Raw genomic sequence first — 17,372 nt, 5'->3', positions numbered from 1 at the left:
TCAAACTATCCAAGGTTGGCTCACCTTGAGCGAACTGCACTCTTTTTTTGGGAGTTTCGTAAATGGCAGTTGCCTCCGGCGCCTATAAGAAAGCCCTCGAGGGCGACCAGTCACCTAAACAGGTGCTGGTCAAAATCGACCGGGTCACGAAGAAGTTCGACGAGACGATTGCCGTGGACGATGTGTCCCTGGAAATCAAGAAGGGCGAGATTTTCGCTTTGCTCGGCGGTTCGGGATCGGGCAAATCCACCTTGCTGCGCATGCTCGCCGGCTTCGAGCGACCGACCGAAGGACGGATCTTCCTTGATGGCGTAGACATCACCGACATGCCGCCCTACGAGCGGCCGATCAACATGATGTTCCAGTCCTATGCCTTGTTCCCGCACATGACCGTGGCGCAGAACATCGCCTTCGGCCTCAAGCAGGACAAGCTGCCCGCCGCTGAAATCGATGCGCGGGTGGCCGATATGCTCAAGCTGGTGCAGATGACCCAGTACGCCAAGCGCAAGCCGCATCAGTTGTCCGGCGGCCAGCGTCAGCGTGTGGCCCTGGCCCGCTCGCTGGCCAAACGGCCGAAGTTGCTGCTGCTCGACGAGCCGATGGGCGCGCTGGACAAGAAGCTGCGTTCGCAAATGCAGCTGGAGCTGGTAGAGATCATCGAGCGCGTGGGCGTGACCTGCGTCATGGTGACCCACGACCAGGAAGAGGCCATGACCATGGCCGAGCGCATCGCGATCATGCACCTGGGCTGGATCGCCCAGATCGGCAGCCCGATCGACATCTACGAAACACCGACCAGCCGTCTGGTCTGCGAATTCATCGGCAACGTGAACATCTTTGATGGCGAAGTGATCGACGATGCCGAAGGTCATGCGATCATCACTTGCAAGGACCTCGACCGCCAGATCTACGTCGGCCACGGCATCAGCACCTCGGTGCAGGACAAGTCCGTAACCTATGCGATCCGCCCGGAAAAACTGCTGGTGACGCCGGACATGCCGACCTGCGAATACAACTGGTCCAGCGGCAAGGTGCACGACATCGCCTACCTGGGCGGGCACTCGGTGTTCTACGTCGAACTGCCGAGCGGCAAGATCGTCCAGTCCTTCGTCGCCAACGCGGAACGCCGTGGCGCGCGTCCGACCTGGGGTGACCAGGTCTACGTGTGGTGGGAAGACGATAGCGGCGTGGTGCTTCGCTCATGAACATGCGCAAATTCAAACGCCGCCTCAATCGAATAATTCCCGGTGGCCGTCAGCTGGTCATCGGGGTTCCCTTCATCTGGCTGTTCCTGTTCTTCATGTTGCCGTTCTTCATCGTTCTGAAGATCAGCTTCGCCGAAGCCGACGTGGCCATTCCGCCGTACACCGAAATCTACAGCTACGCCGAACAGAAACTGCAGGTGCTGCTGAACCTGGGCAACTACGCGATTCTGGGCGACGATGAGCTGTACATCGCCGCTTACCTGGGCTCGTTGAAGATGGCGTTTTTCAGCACCATCCTCTGCCTGCTGATCGGCTACCCGATGGCCTATGCCATCGCCAGCGCCCGCAAAGAGCTGCAAACGGTGCTGGTGCTGCTGATCATGATGCCGACCTGGACCGCGATCCTGATCCGCGTCTACGCCTGGATGGGCATCCTCAGCAACAACGGCCTGCTCAATGGCTTCCTGATGACCATGGGCTGGATCAGCGAGCCGCTGCAGATTCTCAACACCAACCTCGCCGTGTATATCGGCGTGGTTTATTCCTACCTGCCGTTCATGATCCTGCCGCTGTACGCCAACCTGGTGAAACACGACACCAGCCTGCTGGAAGCCGCATCGGACCTGGGTTCGAGTACCTTCAACAGCTTCTGGAAAATCACTGTGCCGCTGTCGAAAAACGGCATCATCGCCGGCTGCATGCTGGTGTTCATCCCGGTGGTAGGTGAGTTCGTGATCCCTGAACTGTTGGGCGGTCCGGAAACCCTGATGATCGGTAAGGTGCTCTGGCAAGAGTTCTTCAACAACCGTGACTGGCCGGTGGCGTCTGCCCTGGCGGTGGTGATGCTGGCAATCCTGATTGTGCCGATCATCCTGTTCAACCGCAGTCAGGCCAAGGAAATGGAGGGTAAAGAATGAAGCGCTTCCGTTTCTCCAGCCTGATGCTGGTACTGGGTCTGCTGTTTATCTATCTGCCGATGCTGATCCTGGTGATCTACTCGTTCAACGCCTCGAAACTGGTGACGGTCTGGGGCGGCTGGTCGATCAAGTGGTACGTCGGCCTGATGGACAACACGCAGCTGATGGGTTCGGTGGTGCGCTCGCTGGAAATTGCCTGCTACACGGCGGTGGCCGCCGTGGCGCTGGGCACCCTGGCCGCGTTCGTGCTGACCCGGATCACCCACTTCAAGGGCCGTACGCTGTTCGGTGGCCTGGTCACCGCGCCATTGGTAATGCCGGAAGTGATCACCGGTCTGTCGCTGTTGCTGCTGTTCGTGGCCATGGCGCAGATGATCGGCTGGCCGCAGGAGCGCGGCATCGTGACGATCTGGATCGCCCACACCACGTTCTGTGCCGCGTATGTGGCGGTGGTGGTGTCGGCGCGCTTGCGTGAGCTGGACCTGTCCATCGAAGAAGCGGCCATGGACCTCGGTGCACGGCCGTGGAAGGTGTTCTTCCTGATCACCATCCCGATGATCGCGCCATCCCTGGGGGCCGGCGGCATGATGTCCTTTGCGCTATCCCTGGATGACCTGGTGTTGGCCAGCTTCGTGTCGGGTCCGGGCTCCACGACGCTGCCGATGGAAGTGTTCTCGGCGGTGCGCCTGGGCGTGAAGCCAGAGATCAACGCCGTGGCCAGCCTGATTTTGCTGGCGGTGTCGCTGATGACCTTCCTGGTCTGGTTCTTCAGCCGCCGCGCCGAAGAAGCGCGCAAGCGTGCGATCCAGCAAGCCATCGAAGAAAGCGCTGCCGACTCCTGGAAACAACCGGACGTGCGTCGCGCGCAGGCGCCGGAAGCGGCTTGAGTCTCAAGTTGGGTTGACCACCATTGGGTGGCCAACCCTAACCCACATTTGGTTTATGCAGCCCACGGAGATTGGCGGATGACCTCGACAAAGTTCATCGGCTTGAATCCCGGCTCCTGATCCATCAACACATCGGTCTTCACGTTGCCGAATGTGGTCTGCGGACGATGACGCAAGCCATCGGCGAAGGCGCAGATGATGCACTCCTTGAATCCTTCACCCCGTGGATGCGCATGCACCACCGCTTCGCGCTGCACCGTGGAAAACGCCGCGTAGTCCATGCCCAGCACATCCATTTCGACACCAGCGGTCACCAGCGCCACGGTCGGCCGCAAGTGCTGCGGTACACCCGGCGTGGTATGCAGGGCAATCGACAGCCAGACCTGCTCGATATCGTCATCGCTCAACCGGTAAGACTTGAGGAACGCCGCCGCTGCGTTGGCGCCATCGACTTCGAAACGCTCGTTGTCGCTGCGGTGACCTTCCACCAGGCCCAGGTCATGGAACATCGCACCGACGTACAGCAGCTCCGGATTGTAGGCCAGTTGCTTGCGCTCGCCGCTCAACGCACCGAACAGAAACACCCGGCGCGAGTGGTGGTAGAGCAGGTCGGATTCGATGTCGCGGATGTATTCGGTGGTGGCTCTGGCCAATGCGCTGTCGGGGATTTTGATACCGGCGATGGTGGTGCTCATGGGAGTTTCCTCGGGGTAAACGCCGTGGCGGCGCTGAGGTGTCCAGTCTGTTCGTGCCCTCCCAACCGGACAATCGATCCATGGCTGCGATCCCGGCCAATGAGCATGCATATCGCGCCAGCCTCGCTTCCACCGTGCATATTGGCTACGGTGTGGGAGCGAGCCTGTTCGCGAAAGGAGCAACACGGTTTTCTGCGCAGTTCGCGTCATCGTTCTTCGCGAAGGCTCGCTCCCACAGGTAAGTGTTGATCCAGCTCCGTTGAGGCGTTTCGAACCATGCACAAAACCGTCGCCATCGTGGTGTTCGCCGGCGTCCAGTCGCTGGATGTCACCGGTCCCATGGATGTGTTTTGCGAAGCCAATCGCTTCCTTGCGCCCGAGGACCACTATCGGCTGGAAGTGATTGGCGTGGAGCACGGGGTGATGGCGTGCTCCAACGGTCTGGCGCTGAACGCCCACCGGCATTACAGCGAAGCCTTGCAGGCCTATGACCTCCTGCTGGTCGCCGGCGGGCCGCAGTTACCGTTCATGGATTTCGGCGGCGCGTTCCATGCCTGGCTGCGCGATGCCTGTGCACGGGCGCAGCGCTTTGGTTCGATCTGCAATGGCGCATTCATGCTCGCCCGTGCGGGATTGCTGCAGGGGCGAACGGTGACCACCCATTGGGGCGATGCGGCGGCGTTGGCGGCGTTATGCCCGTCAACGCAGGTCGAGGCTGATCGCTTGTATGTGCAGGATGCCGAGCTCTACACCTCGGCTGGGGTCACGGCAGGGATCGACCTGTCGTTGTACCTGCTGGGTCGCGATCACGGCCCGGACGTGGCGTTGAACGTGGCCAAGCGGCTGGTAGTGTTCACCCAGCGCTCGGGTGGCCAGTCACAGTTCAGCCCGTTTCTCACGCCCCACGCCGAGCCGACTTCGGCCGTGGCGATGGTCCAGCACTACGTGTTGGCCAACCTGACCGGTGACCTGACCATCGCCGACCTGGCCAACGCCGCCAACATGAGCCCGCGCAACTTTTCCCGGGTGTTCGCCAAGGAAGCGAAAATCACCCCGGCCGAGTTCGTCGAACGGGCAAGGGTGGATGCGGCGCGAGTACTGCTGGAAAGCACGAGCGCGCCGCTCAAGACAGTGGCGTACCAATGCGGTTTCCGCGATGCCCAGCACATGCGCAGCGTGTTCAATCGCAGGCTGGGGGTGACGCCGCAGCAGTTCCGGCTGAATTTTGCGGCGATGGTTTGAGGCATGAATATGCGTAGTTCTTGAGGGTCTCATCGCCAGCCTGCTGGCGATGAGGTCATTCCAGCCAGTACAAATTTACTGAGCTGACCGCGCCGGCAACAACTTCAACGTATTGCGCGTATTCGCCGTCACCTCTTCATCATTGAGATGCGCCTGGTAGTAAACCCCTTCGATGTACGCTTCGGCCTGATCGTCATAGTGACGGTCGAACAGCACGCCGCTCTGGCCGACCGGGTTGACGGTCAAACTGTGGGCCGGGTCGGCGAAGTCGATCAGGCGCCGGGTCGACGGGCCGTAAGTCACTGGCCAGGGAGCAGGGCCGATCTTGGCCGACAGGTTGTTTGGTACTTCATGAGTGCCGGGAGCAGCGAACGGACCGACGTTGAAGAGGCGGTCCAGCGGTTTCTGCTGGCCCAATGGATGAGCGTGGGTCAGGGTGTGCGCCTTGCCCCACTGCCATTGCGCGAAGTCCGCACCAAGCGTGGCCTTGAGGTGGGTGATGCTGGCCTGCCACGCCACCTTGACCGTATCGGCGCGGGTTTCCTTGGCGAGGGTACTGCGGTTGTCCCACCACGGTGAATCTGCATTTGCCGCCAAGCGCGGCAGCGCTGCATCGATCACCCGGGTCGAGAGCAGTGTCTCGAAGAAATCGTTGCCCAATTCATCGCGCATCGCCGCGTCCGCCAGGTTGAACAGCAACTGGTTGAACACCGTGGCGCTGGTGGAATCGAGGGGGTAATCGCCTTTCCACTGGGCCAGTTGCTCCACCAGTTTCAGCTCGGCAGGATCGCTCACCACGCTGCGCAACACCGGCAGCAGCGGCGCCAACAGACGCGGGCCATAGGCGGTGGTGGTGCCCAGTTGCAGCTTCTGGCTGGATTCCAGATCCCACTTGATGCTCTTGTCGCCGAGCTGATGATCGAGCTGCTGGCCACGGTCGGCCAGGTTGTAATAGCCGGGAATGTCTATACCCACCGACGACACAGGCTGGAAGTTGGCCGAGACGATATAACCCCGTGCCGGGTTCTCTTCCTGGGGGTTGGCGCTGAAGGGGTAGAAGCCGTCCTTGTCCGCTTCAGCGCTGCTGCCGTCCAGTATGAACCACGGACGTACACCGGCAGGGCGTTTCGGCAATTGCGCGGCCGCCCACCAGCCGATATCACCCTTGGCGTTGGCCCAGACGATGTTCAGGCCGGGCGCCTGGACTTTCGCGGCAGCGCTGCGCGCCTTGGCCAGGGTGTCGGCGCGGTTGAGCTGGTAGAAGCCTTCAAGTATCGGGTTCTGGCTTTCGAGAAAACCCCACCACATGGCAATCGGCGTTTTGCCGACGCTGTTGCCCAGCGCATCGTTGACGATCGGGCCGTGGGGTGACTGACGCAACACCAGGGTGACGGGAACCTGGCCCTTGACCGCGATCTGCTGCTCGCTGCTCACCATGTCCACCCACTTGCCCCGGTACCAGACCTGATTAGGATTGTCCGGGTTGACCTTCTCGGCAATCAGGTCGAGATCATCGTTCTGGAACATGGTGATGCTCCAGCCGAAGTCGCGGTTCATGCCCAGCGAGGCGAACGGCATCAAGGCCTGATAGTGACCGTAGAGTTCGAAGCCCGGTGCCGAGAGCTGCGCCTCGTACCACACCGAGGGCGCGGAGAAGCGAATGTGCGGGTCACCCGCCAGCAGTGGCTTGCCACTTTTGGTACGGCTACCGGAAACGGCCCAGGCGTTGCTGCCCTCGAACTGTGGCAGGCCGTTGTCGGCCAATGCCTGTTCGCTCAGGCGGGCGAGGGCGTTGAGGTCCTTCCAGTCGGCGCTGGCCAGCGTCGGTGCCGTGCGGTCCGTCAACACGCCCTTGGGCTGCCAGTCGAGATCGAACACGCTCAGGTAGTCGACACCCAGTTGATCACGCACGAAGGTCAGCAATGGTTCGGTACGAAACGCTGCGGCAAAACTGTAGGCCATGTAGCCGGCGATGCTGATGGTGTCCTGGGCGGTGAACGGGCGCTTCTGAATGCCCAGCACGTCGAACTCCACGGGTCTTGCGTGGCTGTCCTGATACTGGTTGATGCCATCCAGATAAGCTTGCATGGCGATGAAGGCGGGCGATTGTTTGTCCAGATTTGCCAGGTAGGTTTCGGCGCGTTCGCGAATGCGCAGGCTGCGCATCAGTTTGTCGGTGTCCAGCAGTTTGGGGCCGAGTACCTCGGCCAGTTCGCCACGGGCCAGGCGACGCAGCACTTCCATCTGGAACAGCCGGTCCTGGGCGTGGACGTAGCCGAGCGCGCGGTACAGGTCGGGTTCGTTTTCGGCGCGGATGTGCGGGATGCCGCGCTCGTCGTAGCGCACAGTGACCGAACCTTGCAGGTGTTGCAGTTCCACCATGCCCTGGCGTGTCGGCTGCTTGCTGTAGACGTACCAGCCACCAACGGCGGCGAGGGTGACGATCAACGAGCCGAGAGCGGTCAGGCTGCGTTTCATGGTGACTCCTTGTTGTTATGAGCGGCTTCAGTTCCCTGGTGCCACTGTTTAACACGGCTCACCGAATTGGCCCATCGCCCGTAGGAGGGATTCGTATTGCAACGTTTTTACTACTTCGCAGGGTCGACAGGCCACGGGCAGTAACACCCCACCGCCAGTGTGTGCGTGGCACTCACCGCGCGACCTTCGTTTAACGCTTGCAGGATCGGTTCGATAAAACTGTTGCTGGAATTGCAGGTCAGGCCTTCGCTGTACGGGCCGAAGTACGCCAGTTTGCCGCTGCGATCCCAGATCGCCACGGCAGGGCTGGCGGGGATCTGCTCGGAACCGGGCAGGACAGTGAGGCTTTTCAGGTTGCTCAAGGTACTCGGCAACTGGCCGTGGCTACCAGGTTTTTGCACCGAGTAGAACTCGACGCCTTGTGGCCCGTACTGTTCGACCAACTCACTGAGGTGTTGCTGATTGCCGACGTTGCAAGGGCAGGCCGGGTCCCAGAAGTGGACGAGACGGATGGCGCCGGGCCCGGCAAGCGTATCGGGCAGGCGCAGCGGGTCACCGGAGAACACGGCCGTATGTTCGCTGAATGCGCGCAGGTAGCGGCCCTGGAACCAGTCGTAAGCCGCCCACAGCACGCCGGCGCACATCAGGGCGAGCAGGCTGGCAAACAGGGTGGCGCGCAAGGGCGATCGCATGGGTTCAATCCTCGAAGGGCCGCTAGCTTGCCATGCTTGCCGCGACAGATGAATATCGCAGGTCCATTAAGTCGGTTTAACGCTCTGGAATCGCCCATGTCTGTCACCTTCAACCCTGATCATCTGCGCGCCAGCCTGCGGCCATTGGCCGAAGGGCAGCCACTGTCAGCGGAGGCACAGGCCTATCAGCGGTTTTACGGATTGGATTTTTCTTCGCGCAACGTACGCAGTGGCCTGGGGCGTTTTCAGGTCGACGGTTATGAAGTGGTCAGCCAGGTCTGGTGGCCGGAACGGGTGAAGGCGACGTTGTTTGTCTTCCACGGCTTCTACGATCACACCGGGCTCTACCGACACGTCATCGAGTGGGCGCTGGAGCAGGGCTTTGCGGTGATTGCCTGCGACTTGCCGGGCCATGGACTGTCCAGCGGCGAGCGGGCGAGCATCAAGGATTTCGCCGAGTATCAGGACACCTTGCAAGGGCTGTTTGCCGAAGCGCGGTCCCTCGATCTGCCGCAACCGTGGCACCTGTGCGGGCAGAGTACCGGAGGTGCGATCGTGATCGACCATGTGCTCAATGCGGGGGCGAGCAGTCCGGCCCAGGGTCAGGTGATTCTGTTGGCACCGCTGGTGCGGCCACGAGCGTGGGGCTGGTCGCAACTGAGCTACTACCTGCTCAAGCCTTTCGTCAAAGCCATTGCCCGACGCTTCAGCGAAAACTCCAGCGACCCGGACTTTCTGCCTTTCCTGCAAGCCGATCCATTGCAGCCGCTACGATTGCCGACGGCGTGGGTGGGAGCATTGGCGCGCTGGATCAAGCGCGTCGAAGCCGCACCGGCCAGTCCCCGGCGACCGTTAATTGTGCAGGGGCAGGCGGACATGACCGTGGATTGGCAGCACAACCTTGAGGTGCTGCGTGCGAAATTCGACCGGCCTCAGGTCTTGATGTTGCCCGAGGCACGGCATCACCTGGCGAATGAGGCATTGGTGTTACGAGGGGAGTATTTCGGGTTTTTGAGCAAGCGGATCAAGGGCAGGAACCTTTAGCAGACGCTGTTGGCCTCTTCGCGAGCAGGAGGATGCGGTCAACCGTGGGAGCGAGCCTGCTCGCGAAAGCGATTAATCTGACGACCAATTACTGGGTGAGACTCGAAGTACTCTGCCCCACCGCCAACCCCGCCCGAATCGCCGCCAGCGCCGCCTGGTAATACGCCTTGCCTTCTGCCGACTCGGCAAAAGTGGCGAATTCTTCCAGCTCTTCATCCGACAGGTCGCGATAGACGTACAGCAAGGTGTTGTTCAGGTCGCTGCCGATCTGGTCCATCAAGCGCTGACGCTGCCCGTTCAGCATGCCTTGGGCCTGACCCGCACCGAGCAGGCCGGGGATCATCGAACTCAAGCTGTCGGCGGCGACGCCGGCAATCGCCAGGCTGACTTCGGCACCGGCCTCGCGCGCAGGCAGCGCCTGGGCCAGGTGGCCGATGATCAGCAGGCGGCTGTCGCTGGCTTGCATTTTCGGCAAGCCCTTGGCGTTTTTCGCCAGTTGATCGCGGCGGGTCGCGAGCAATTCGGCGGCGACGATTTTCTTGCCCAGCGGGGATTGAAAGAACGCCAGGGCAGGCTTTGGATCAGCGAGATTCTTGCGTAACTGAGCTTCGGCGCGTTGGTCTACGGCCTTGGGGTCAAAGCGCTGGTTGCTGTTGTTGACCAGGGCCTGGAACACTGCCGGTGGCAGGCTGCTTTCGTAGCGTTTTTGCGCGGCTGAAAGGGCGTCGTTGAAATGCGCGCGTTGTTCCGGCCAGCCGGCGACCTTGTACAACTGGTCGTGGCCGTCTGCCCAGGCGGGCAAAACGCAGAACATCAGCAGGGAGAAAAGCAAACGGCGCATAGGGACTCCTGTCAGCAGGCGACTATTCTCCGTGTGGCATACGGTCTTGTCGAGAATTCGTATCAACCCGCTGCGTGGCTCTGTCGGATTTTCAGGCGCAGGAATACTATGCGCGCCATGCGAATATCTTCTGATCACCCACTGCTGTTACGAATCGTCGATGACCTGGCTGCCAATGGCTGGTCGCAGCAAAATATTTTCCTGCCTCTGGATTTGACCCGGGCGCTGGCGGCTGAGTGCCGTAAACGTGCTGCTGAGGGCGAACTGGCTCCGGCAGCGGTGGGGCGCGGGCCTTCCTCGGAGATTCGCGAGGGGATTCGCGGCGATCATATCCAGTGGATCGAACCCGGCCAGGCCGAGGCGTGCGACGGCTATCTGCGATTGATGGACAGTCTGCGCGAGGCGATGAACCGTGGTCTGTTCCTGGGCCTGGAAGATTTCGAAAGCCATTTCGCGCTGTACCCGCCCGGTGCGTTTTACCTCAAGCATGTCGACCGCTTTCGTGATGACGATCGGCGCATGGTGTCAGCGGTGGTCTACCTCAACGACGCCTGGCTGCCCGAGCACGGCGGTCAGTTGCGCATGTACCTGGATGAAGGCGCGCAATACGATGTGGTACCGACCGGTGGATGCCTGGTGGTGTTCCTGTCGGGTGAGGTCCCCCATGAAGTCCTGCCCGCGACCCGTGAGCGGCTGTCATTGACAGGCTGGTTCCGGCGTCGGGGCAATGAGCCGTTCTGAACATGCAGAAAATTCTGGTAAGCCGCTGTCTGTTGGGCCACCGCGTACGCTACGACGGCGGGGCCAGCGGGCCATTCGACCCGCTTCAGCGGTGGCTTGATGAGGGTCGGGTCGTGCCGCTGTGCCCGGAAGTCGCCGGTGGTTTGCCGACGCCCCGGGCGGCTGCGGAAATTCCGGGTGGGCAGGGCGCGCAAGTGCTGGAGGGTGAGGCCTCGGTCATGACGGCCGAGGGCGAGGATGTCAGTGCGCAGTTTCTGTCCGGGGCTTATCAAGCGCTGGAGCTGGTGCGAAAGCACGGCATCCGCATTGCCATACTCAAGGCCAACAGCCCGTCCTGCGGTAATCTGCTGACCTATGACGGTACGTTCAGCGGGGTGAAGGTCAGTGGCGAAGGGGTGACGGCGGCGTTGCTCAAGCGCAATGGCGTTCAAGTCTTCAGCGAACTGGAGTTGGCCGAAGCGGCGATAGCTGTTGCTGCGCAGGACTAACACCCAACACAAAACAAAATGTGGGGGCGGGCTTGCTCCCACAGTTGATCTCCATTGCCTTCAGGGTTTTGGTGCCAGACCCGAATCCGCCCCGAACCACTTCTTCTCCAGCGCCTCAAGCCGCCCATCCGCCTTGATCCGCTGCAACGCGTTTTCCAGGCTGACATGAAACGCCGGGTTACCCTTCTGAAACGGAATCGCCAGGTTCACCGTCGTGGCGGCTTTCGGCTTTTCTTCCGTCAGCGACTGCACCAGCAGAATTGAACGCGGCTCTTCGTCTTTTTGCGCGATCAATTGCGCATCGGCTCGAATATAAGGCTCGCTGAAGTCGAAACGATCCTGAAGCGCCGGGGTCTGTGCAATGTGATTGATGGCGATGTCGTATTTGCCGCTTTCGACACCGGTCAGCAGATCGGTGGCGTCCGTGATGACAAAGTCGGCGCGTACATCCAGTTCGTTGGCCAGCATCTGACCCAATTCGACTTCGAAGCCTGCAAGATTGCCGTCTTCCTTGAAATTGAACGGTGGGGTATTAGCCTCAAGGGCAATGCGCAATTCGCCGCGGTCGTTTACGTCGTCAATCAGTTCGGCATGGGCCAAAGGGCTCAGAAGGGGTAGCAGGCAGATCAGGCCAGGCAGAAAGCGCATGGTCACTCCTTGAATTCATTATTTGCGATGCTCTGGTTCAGGCTCGCTTTGCTATGGTTGTCGAGTGCCTTCGACAACGATTGACCATGAAGTTGTGATGGTCACGCGAATTTTACGGAAAAACTGGAGAAGAGAATGAAAACCTTTATGTCACGTGCTGCTTTGGCTGGCCTGCTGATGGGTGTTTCGGTATTGGCCAGTGCGGCTACGCCGGCACCCAAGGGTGCTGAAGTGTCCATCGTTTCTCCCAAGGACGGCGGCACGGTTCCACAGACCTTCATGGTCAAATTCGCTGTCGAGAATATTGCGCTGGCGCCGGCGGGTGATGCCACCAAGAACACCGGGCATCATCATTTGCTGATTGACGTTGACGAGTTGCCTGGCGCCGGGCAGACGATCCCGGCCGATGCCAATCACGTGCACTTCGGCAAGGCACAAACCCAGGCTGAAGTCACACTGACACCGGGCAAGCACACGCTGCAACTGATACTGGGCGACAAAAATCACGGCTCGTTCGATCCACCGATTGTTTCCGAGAAAATCACGGTCAACGTTAAATAAAAAAGGGAGCCCCGAGGGGCTCCCTTTTTTTCAGCTGCAAGCTTCAAGCTGTAAGCCGCAAGTTAAAGCAAAAGCAAACTCAACTTGCCGCTTGAAGTTTGTCGCCTGCAGCCGCTCTTAGAACAGTACGCGACTACGGATGGTGCCGTTGACGTGTTGCAGCTTCTGTTGTGCCAGGTCCGAGTATTCGGCGTCTACGTCGATCACCACGTAGCCGACTTTCTCGTTGGTCTGCAGGAACTGGCCGGAGATGTTGATGCCGTTTTCGGCGAAGACCTTGTTGATCTCGCTCATCACGCCCGGGATGTTCTCGTGGATGTGCAGCAGGCGGTGCTTGCCAGGGTGAGCCGGCAGGGCCACTTCCGGGAAGTTCACGGACGATACCGAAGTACCATTGTCGCTGTACTTGACCAGCTTCTCGGCCACTTCCAGGCCGATGTTGGCTTGCGCCTCGGCGGTGGAACCACCGATGTGCGGGGTCAGGATCACGTTGTCCAGGCCACGCAGCGGGCTTTCGAACTCTTCGTCGTTGGAGCGTGGCTCCACCGGGAATACGTCGATGGCCGCGCCGATCAGGTGTTTGTCCTTGATGGCAGCCGCCAGGTGGTCCAGCTCGACCACGGTGCCGCGGGCGGCGTTGATCAGGATGCCGCCCTTCTTGATGGCGCGGATCTCCTTCTCGCCGATCATCCACTGGGTGGCAGCGGTTTCCGGAACGTGCAGGGTCACGATGTCGGACATGCCGAGCAGTTCGTGCAGGTTGCCGACCTGGGTGGCGTTACCCAGTGGCAGCTTGGTCACGGTGTCGTAGAAGTAAACCTGCATGCCCAGGCCTTCAGCCAGGACCGACAGTTGAGTGCCGATCGAGCCGTAACCGACGATGCCCAGCTTCTTGCCGCGGATTTCGAAGGAATTGGCCGCGCTCTTGATCCAGCCGCCACGGTGGCAGGAAGCGTTCTTCTCAGGGATGCCGCGCAGCAACAGGATCGCTTCGGCCAGCACCAGCTCGGCAACGGAGCGGGTGTTGGAGTACGGGGCGTTGAACACGGCGATACCGCGCTCGCGTGCCGCGTCCAGGTCGACCTGGTTGGTGCCGATGCAGAAACAACCGACAGCCACCAGCTTCTTCGCGTGATCGAAGATCTCTTCGGTCAGTTGAGTGCGCGAACGAATGCCGATGAAGTGAGCATCAGCGATCTTTTCCTTGAGCTGGGCTTCCGGCAGAGAACCTGTGAGGTACTCGATGCTGGTGTAGCCCGCCGCCTTGAGGACGTCGACAGCCGATTGGTGGACGCCTTCGAGAAGAAGGAACTTGATCTTGCTCTTATCGAGAGAAGTCTTGCTCATCTGCGTAAACCTGTATCCCGGAGAAAAATGGCAGGAAATGGTCAACAGACGCTGACCCGAGCGGCGTGACAGCCGTCGCCGCAGAATAGCCGTTGGGCACTATGCTGCGGGGTCGGTATGCTAGCATATGCGCCCCGCTAAACACTCATTCCTGCGACGTGAAGCGTTCTCAGGATGACCATGAATTGTTCGAGAGTTCTGTCGATGACCAATCCTGCCCTGATTGATGAGCTGAAGACCTTGGTTGAGCCTGGCAAGGTACTGACCGATGCCGACTCCCTGAACGCTTACGGTAAGGATTGGACCAAGCATTTCGCCCCGGCTCCGACCGCCATTGTGTTCCCGAAGACCACCGAACAAGTCCAGGCCATTGTCCTGTGGGCCAATAAACACAAGGTAGCGCTGGTGCCATCGGGCGGTCGCACCGGACTATCGGCCGCCGCAGTGGCAGCCAATGGCGAAGTGGTCGTGTCCTTCGACTACATGAATCAGATCCTCGACGTGAACCTGACCGACCGCACGGCCGTTTGTCAGCCAGGGGTGGTCACAGAGCATTTGCAGAACGTGGCCGAGGAAAAGGGCCTGTACTACCCGGTGGACTTCGCTTCGGCAGGATCGAGCCAGATTGGTGGCAATATCGGCACCAATGCCGGCGGGATCAAGGTTATTCGCTATGGCATGACCCGCAACTGGGTTGCCGGCATGAAAGTGGTCACCGGCAAGGGTGACGTGCTGGAACTGAACCGCGACCTGATCAAAAACGCCACCGGCTACGACATGCGTCAGCTGTTCATTGGCGCCGAAGGCACCCTCGGCTTTGTGGTTGAAGCCACCATGCGACTGGATCGCGCCCCGAAAAACCTCACAGCGATGGTTCTGGGTACTGCCGATTTCGACTCGATCATGCCGGTGCTGCACGCGTTCCAGAGCAAACTCGACCTGACCGCCTTCGAATTTTTCTCCGACAAAGCCTTGGCCAAGGTCCTGGCGCGCGGCGACGTGCCGGCACCGTTCGAAACCGATTGCCCGTTCTACGCGCTGCTGGAATTCGAAGCGACCACCGAAGACGTGGCCAATCACGCCCTCGAAACGTTCGAACACTGCGTAGAGCAAGGCTGGGTGCTGGATGGCGTGATGAGCCAGAGTGAGACCCAACTGCAGAACCTGTGGAAGCTGCGCGAATACATCTCCGAAACCATTTCCCACTGGACGCCGTACAAGAACGACATCTCGGTCACCGTGTCGAAAGTGCCGGCGTTCCTCAAGGAAATCGACGCGATCGTCGGCGAACACTACCCCGACTTCGAAATCGTCTGGTTCGGCCACATCGGCGACGGCAACCTGCACTTGAACATTCTCAAGCCGGATAACCTGAGCAAGGACGAGTTCTTCGCCAAGTGCGCCACCGTCAACAAGTGGGTGTTCGAAACCGTCGAGAAGTACAACGGTTCGATTTCCGCCGAACACGGCGTGGGCATGACAAAGCGTGATTACTTGACCTACAGCCGCTCCCCGGTTGAGATCGAGTACATGAAAGCCGTCAAAGCGGTGTTCGACCCGAACGGCATCATGAACCCGGGCAAGATTTTTGCTGTTTGACTTTCGAATTTAAGCGTTACGAACAGGAGTCGGTCCATGAGCTATCAGCACCAGTATGTCGACGGCACGCGTATTCACTTCCCGCTGGGGAAAGTGGTGTGCATCGGCCGTAACTACGCCGAACACGCCAAGGAGCTGGACAATCCGGTGCCTACCGAGCCGTTGCTGTTCATCAAGCCCGGCAGCTGCGTCGTTCCACTGGAGGGTGGTTTCAGCATTCCGACCGAGCGTGGTTCGGTGCATTACGAAGCGGAAATCGCGGTGCTGATCGGCAAGCCATTGTCGACCCGGCCGAGTCGTGAGGAAGTGCTCGACGCCATCTCCGGTTTCGCCCCGGCATTGGATCTGACCCTGCGCGACAAGCAGGCCGAACTGAAATCCAAGGGCCTGCCCTGGGAAATCGCCAAGTCCTTCGACGGCGCGGCGGTGATTGCTCCGTTCGTGTCCGGCAGCACATTCGCAGACCTGACCGACATCGGCATCCGCCTGACCATCAACGGCGAAGTTCGTCAGGATGGCAATAGCAGCGCCATGCTCAACCCGATCGTGCCAATGATCCAGCACATGGCCGGCTGCTTCTCGCTACAGGCCGGTGATGTGATCCTGACCGGTACGCCAGTTGGCGTCGGCCCGTTGAATGTCGGGGATGAAATTGTCCTGGAGCTCCCAGGCGTCAGCAGTTTCACCAGCAGCGTCCGCTGACCTGAACACCGCATAAGCCTGTGGGAGCGAGCCTGCTCGCGAAAGTGGTCTGTCGTTCAACATCAATGTTGGATGTGCCTGCCTCTTCGTCGGAACGCCGCCCGGAGCCGGTTCGCTCCCACATTGGTTTTTGTGATTGTCCCAAAGGGCTTTCCCGCCATTTCCCGTTTTTTTCACATCCCATCTGGATAATTTCCGGGCTTTCGGCGTCTGAGCCGATCCCAATTGTGCTATTACCCATAGCCTGAATTTCTGGATGCATTCGCCGATGGCCACCCAACCGCTACCTTCGCTTGAAACCGCTCGCCGTTCGCGCTTTGCCCTGCGTTGGTATGTCTGGCTTTTGCTGGTGGTTGCCGCTGCCTACGGACTCGCGTTTGCCATGCATTGGGATGACCGGGGTGCACTATGGCTGCAAGAGAGTTTTGAAAGCCCCTCTGAGCGCCAGGAGAGTGTCTGGCTGCCGGACTATCAGGTGGTGATTGATGCCAAACCGCTGCCGGGCATGGAAAAGGATGAAGCGTCTGACCTGGCCTACGATCCTCAGAGCAAAACCCTGTATTCGGTGATGGGCAATAAACCGTTCCTGGTCGAGCTGACATTGCAGGGTGATGTGCTGCGCAAGATTCCTCTGGTGGGCTGGAGCAATCCTGAAGGGGTGACCGTGTTGGGCAACGGTCTGCTGGCGATTGTCGATGAACGTGACCACTTGCTAACCGTCGTCAAGGTCAATGCCGATACCCGTGAGCTGAACGTCGCCAATTTCCCGAAGTGCGACCTGGGCGTTTCGGAAAACCAGAACAAGGCGTTTGAAGCCATTGCCTGGGACTCGCGCAATCAACAGTTGCTGCTGGGTGAGGAGCGTCCACCGGCGCTGTTTACATGGAAGAGCGATGGTCAGACGCTGATTGGCGATAAACAGAAGCTCGCCAGTAACGAGCTGGACTTGCGCAATCTGTCAGCCTTGGCGATCGACCCTCGAACCGGCCACACACTGGTCCTGTCAGCCGATTCCCACTTGCTGCTGGAATTGGACGAGAAGGGAGAGCAAGTCAGTTTCATGACCCTGCTGCGAGGCTTCAATGGCCTGAAAAAGACCATTCCCCGTGCAGAGGGCGTGGCCCTGGACGAAGCCGGTACGCTCTACATCGTGAGCGAGCCAAACCTGTTTTATCGCTTCGAAAAACAGCGCTGAACCGATCTTGTAGGACTTTCGGCGCTCGATTGTAGGAGCGGGCAAGTGGCCATTAAGCTTTAATTCAGCCAGTCGTGATATTTCATCCGC

General features: G+C 59.9%; 17 protein-coding genes. 11 read left to right on the top strand and 6 right to left on the bottom strand.

Features of this window, described 5'->3' with window-relative positions:
• Positions 1-62: 62 nt before the first annotated feature.
• The 3 genes from AC07ZE_RS28440 to AC07ZE_RS28430 are packed head-to-tail and all read left to right on the top strand — an operon-like array spanning position 63 to position 3,009.
• Positions 63-1,205, top strand: a complete 1,143-nt coding sequence (locus tag AC07ZE_RS28440; protein ID WP_207267655.1) for an ABC transporter ATP-binding protein — start codon at positions 63-65, stop codon at positions 1,203-1,205.
• A 35-nt stretch (positions 1,206-1,240) separates the two neighbouring features.
• On the top strand, positions 1,241-2,122 hold the full coding sequence (locus AC07ZE_RS28435; RefSeq protein ID WP_207267903.1) for an ABC transporter permease subunit: 882 nt from the start codon (positions 1,241-1,243) through the stop codon (positions 2,120-2,122).
• Positions 2,119-3,009 carry an ABC transporter permease subunit gene (locus tag AC07ZE_RS28430; RefSeq protein WP_137807416.1) on the top strand — a complete coding sequence of 297 codons (891 nt, stop codon included), beginning with the start codon at positions 2,119-2,121 and terminating at the stop codon, positions 3,007-3,009. The genes AC07ZE_RS28435 and AC07ZE_RS28430 overlap by 4 nt, the downstream gene beginning before the upstream one ends.
• A 53-nt stretch (positions 3,010-3,062) precedes the next feature.
• Here AC07ZE_RS28430 and AC07ZE_RS28425 read toward each other — a convergent pair whose 3' ends face one another.
• Positions 3,063-3,704, bottom strand: a complete 642-nt coding sequence (locus AC07ZE_RS28425) for an HD domain-containing protein (protein ID WP_207267654.1) — start codon at positions 3,702-3,704, stop codon at positions 3,063-3,065.
• Between the two features lie 276 nt (positions 3,705-3,980).
• On the opposite strand from AC07ZE_RS28425, the gene AC07ZE_RS28420 reads away from it, so the two are divergent.
• Positions 3,981-4,946, top strand: coding sequence for a GlxA family transcriptional regulator (locus AC07ZE_RS28420; RefSeq protein WP_207267653.1), 966 nt, complete (start codon positions 3,981-3,983; stop codon positions 4,944-4,946).
• Between the two features lie 75 nt (positions 4,947-5,021).
• Here AC07ZE_RS28420 and AC07ZE_RS28415 read toward each other — a convergent pair whose 3' ends face one another.
• Together AC07ZE_RS28415 and AC07ZE_RS28410 are read right to left on the bottom strand one after the other, a co-directional pair.
• On the bottom strand, positions 5,022-7,424 hold the full coding sequence (locus AC07ZE_RS28415) for a penicillin acylase family protein (protein ID WP_207267652.1): 2,403 nt from the start codon (positions 7,422-7,424) through the stop codon (positions 5,022-5,024).
• A 110-nt stretch (positions 7,425-7,534) separates the two neighbouring features.
• Positions 7,535-8,116 carry a DUF6436 domain-containing protein gene (locus AC07ZE_RS28410; protein ID WP_207267651.1) on the bottom strand — a complete coding sequence of 194 codons (582 nt, stop codon included), beginning with the start codon at positions 8,114-8,116 and terminating at the stop codon, positions 7,535-7,537.
• 96 nt (positions 8,117-8,212) lie between these two features.
• On the opposite strand from AC07ZE_RS28410, the gene bipL reads away from it, so the two are divergent.
• Positions 8,213-9,160: a phospholipase BipL gene (gene bipL, locus AC07ZE_RS28405; protein WP_207267650.1), complete on the top strand. Its 948-nt coding sequence runs from the start codon at positions 8,213-8,215 to the stop codon at positions 9,158-9,160.
• A gap of 88 nt (positions 9,161-9,248) precedes the next feature.
• Here the strand turns inward: bipL and AC07ZE_RS28400 are convergent, their stop codons facing one another.
• Positions 9,249-10,001 (bottom strand): DUF2059 domain-containing protein, encoded by a 753-nt coding sequence (locus AC07ZE_RS28400; RefSeq protein WP_095196311.1) that lies wholly within the window; start codon positions 9,999-10,001, stop codon positions 9,249-9,251.
• A gap of 108 nt (positions 10,002-10,109) precedes the next feature.
• On the opposite strand from AC07ZE_RS28400, the gene AC07ZE_RS28395 reads away from it, so the two are divergent.
• Positions 10,110-10,742: a 2OG-Fe(II) oxygenase gene (locus AC07ZE_RS28395; protein WP_207267649.1), complete on the top strand. Its 633-nt coding sequence runs from the start codon at positions 10,110-10,112 to the stop codon at positions 10,740-10,742.
• A 2-nt stretch (positions 10,743-10,744) separates the two neighbouring features.
• Entirely contained in the window at positions 10,745-11,230 is a 486-nt protein-coding gene (locus AC07ZE_RS28390) for a 2-thiouracil desulfurase family protein (protein WP_207267648.1), read from the top strand.
• A 60-nt stretch (positions 11,231-11,290) separates the two neighbouring features.
• On the opposite strand, the gene AC07ZE_RS28385 is transcribed toward AC07ZE_RS28390, so the two are convergent.
• A complete protein-coding gene (locus tag AC07ZE_RS28385; protein WP_207267647.1) occupies positions 11,291-11,878 on the bottom strand; it encodes a transporter substrate-binding domain-containing protein in 588 nt (195 codons plus the stop codon).
• Between the two features lie 135 nt (positions 11,879-12,013).
• On the opposite strand from AC07ZE_RS28385, the gene AC07ZE_RS28380 reads away from it, so the two are divergent.
• Complete coding sequence (locus AC07ZE_RS28380) at positions 12,014-12,439, top strand: DUF4399 domain-containing protein (protein WP_207267646.1); 426 nt, start codon at positions 12,014-12,016, stop codon at positions 12,437-12,439.
• A 117-nt stretch (positions 12,440-12,556) separates the two neighbouring features.
• On the opposite strand, the gene serA is transcribed toward AC07ZE_RS28380, so the two are convergent.
• Positions 12,557-13,786 carry a phosphoglycerate dehydrogenase gene (gene serA / locus AC07ZE_RS28375; RefSeq protein ID WP_095196316.1) on the bottom strand — a complete coding sequence of 410 codons (1,230 nt, stop codon included), beginning with the start codon at positions 13,784-13,786 and terminating at the stop codon, positions 12,557-12,559.
• Between the two features lie 204 nt (positions 13,787-13,990).
• Here serA and AC07ZE_RS28370 point away from each other — a divergent pair, with 204 nt between their 5' ends.
• From AC07ZE_RS28370 to AC07ZE_RS28360, 3 genes are all read left to right on the top strand, one after another.
• The gene (locus AC07ZE_RS28370; RefSeq protein WP_137807406.1) at positions 13,991-15,385 is read left to right on the top strand and encodes an FAD-binding oxidoreductase; all 1,395 of its coding nucleotides are present in this window, start codon (positions 13,991-13,993) and stop codon (positions 15,383-15,385) included.
• Between the two features lie 36 nt (positions 15,386-15,421).
• Entirely contained in the window at positions 15,422-16,087 is a 666-nt protein-coding gene (locus tag AC07ZE_RS28365; protein WP_207267645.1) for a fumarylacetoacetate hydrolase family protein, read from the top strand.
• A gap of 268 nt (positions 16,088-16,355) precedes the next feature.
• The gene (locus AC07ZE_RS28360) at positions 16,356-17,282 is read left to right on the top strand and encodes an SdiA-regulated domain-containing protein (protein ID WP_207267644.1); all 927 of its coding nucleotides are present in this window, start codon (positions 16,356-16,358) and stop codon (positions 17,280-17,282) included.
• The last annotated feature ends 90 nt before the right edge of the window (positions 17,283-17,372 follow it).

The sequence above is a fragment of the Pseudomonas sp. GW101-3H06 genome (assembly GCF_059424605.1).
The sequence above is the reverse complement of the archived record's forward strand: the minus strand, read 5'-3'. Positions and strand labels throughout refer to the sequence as shown.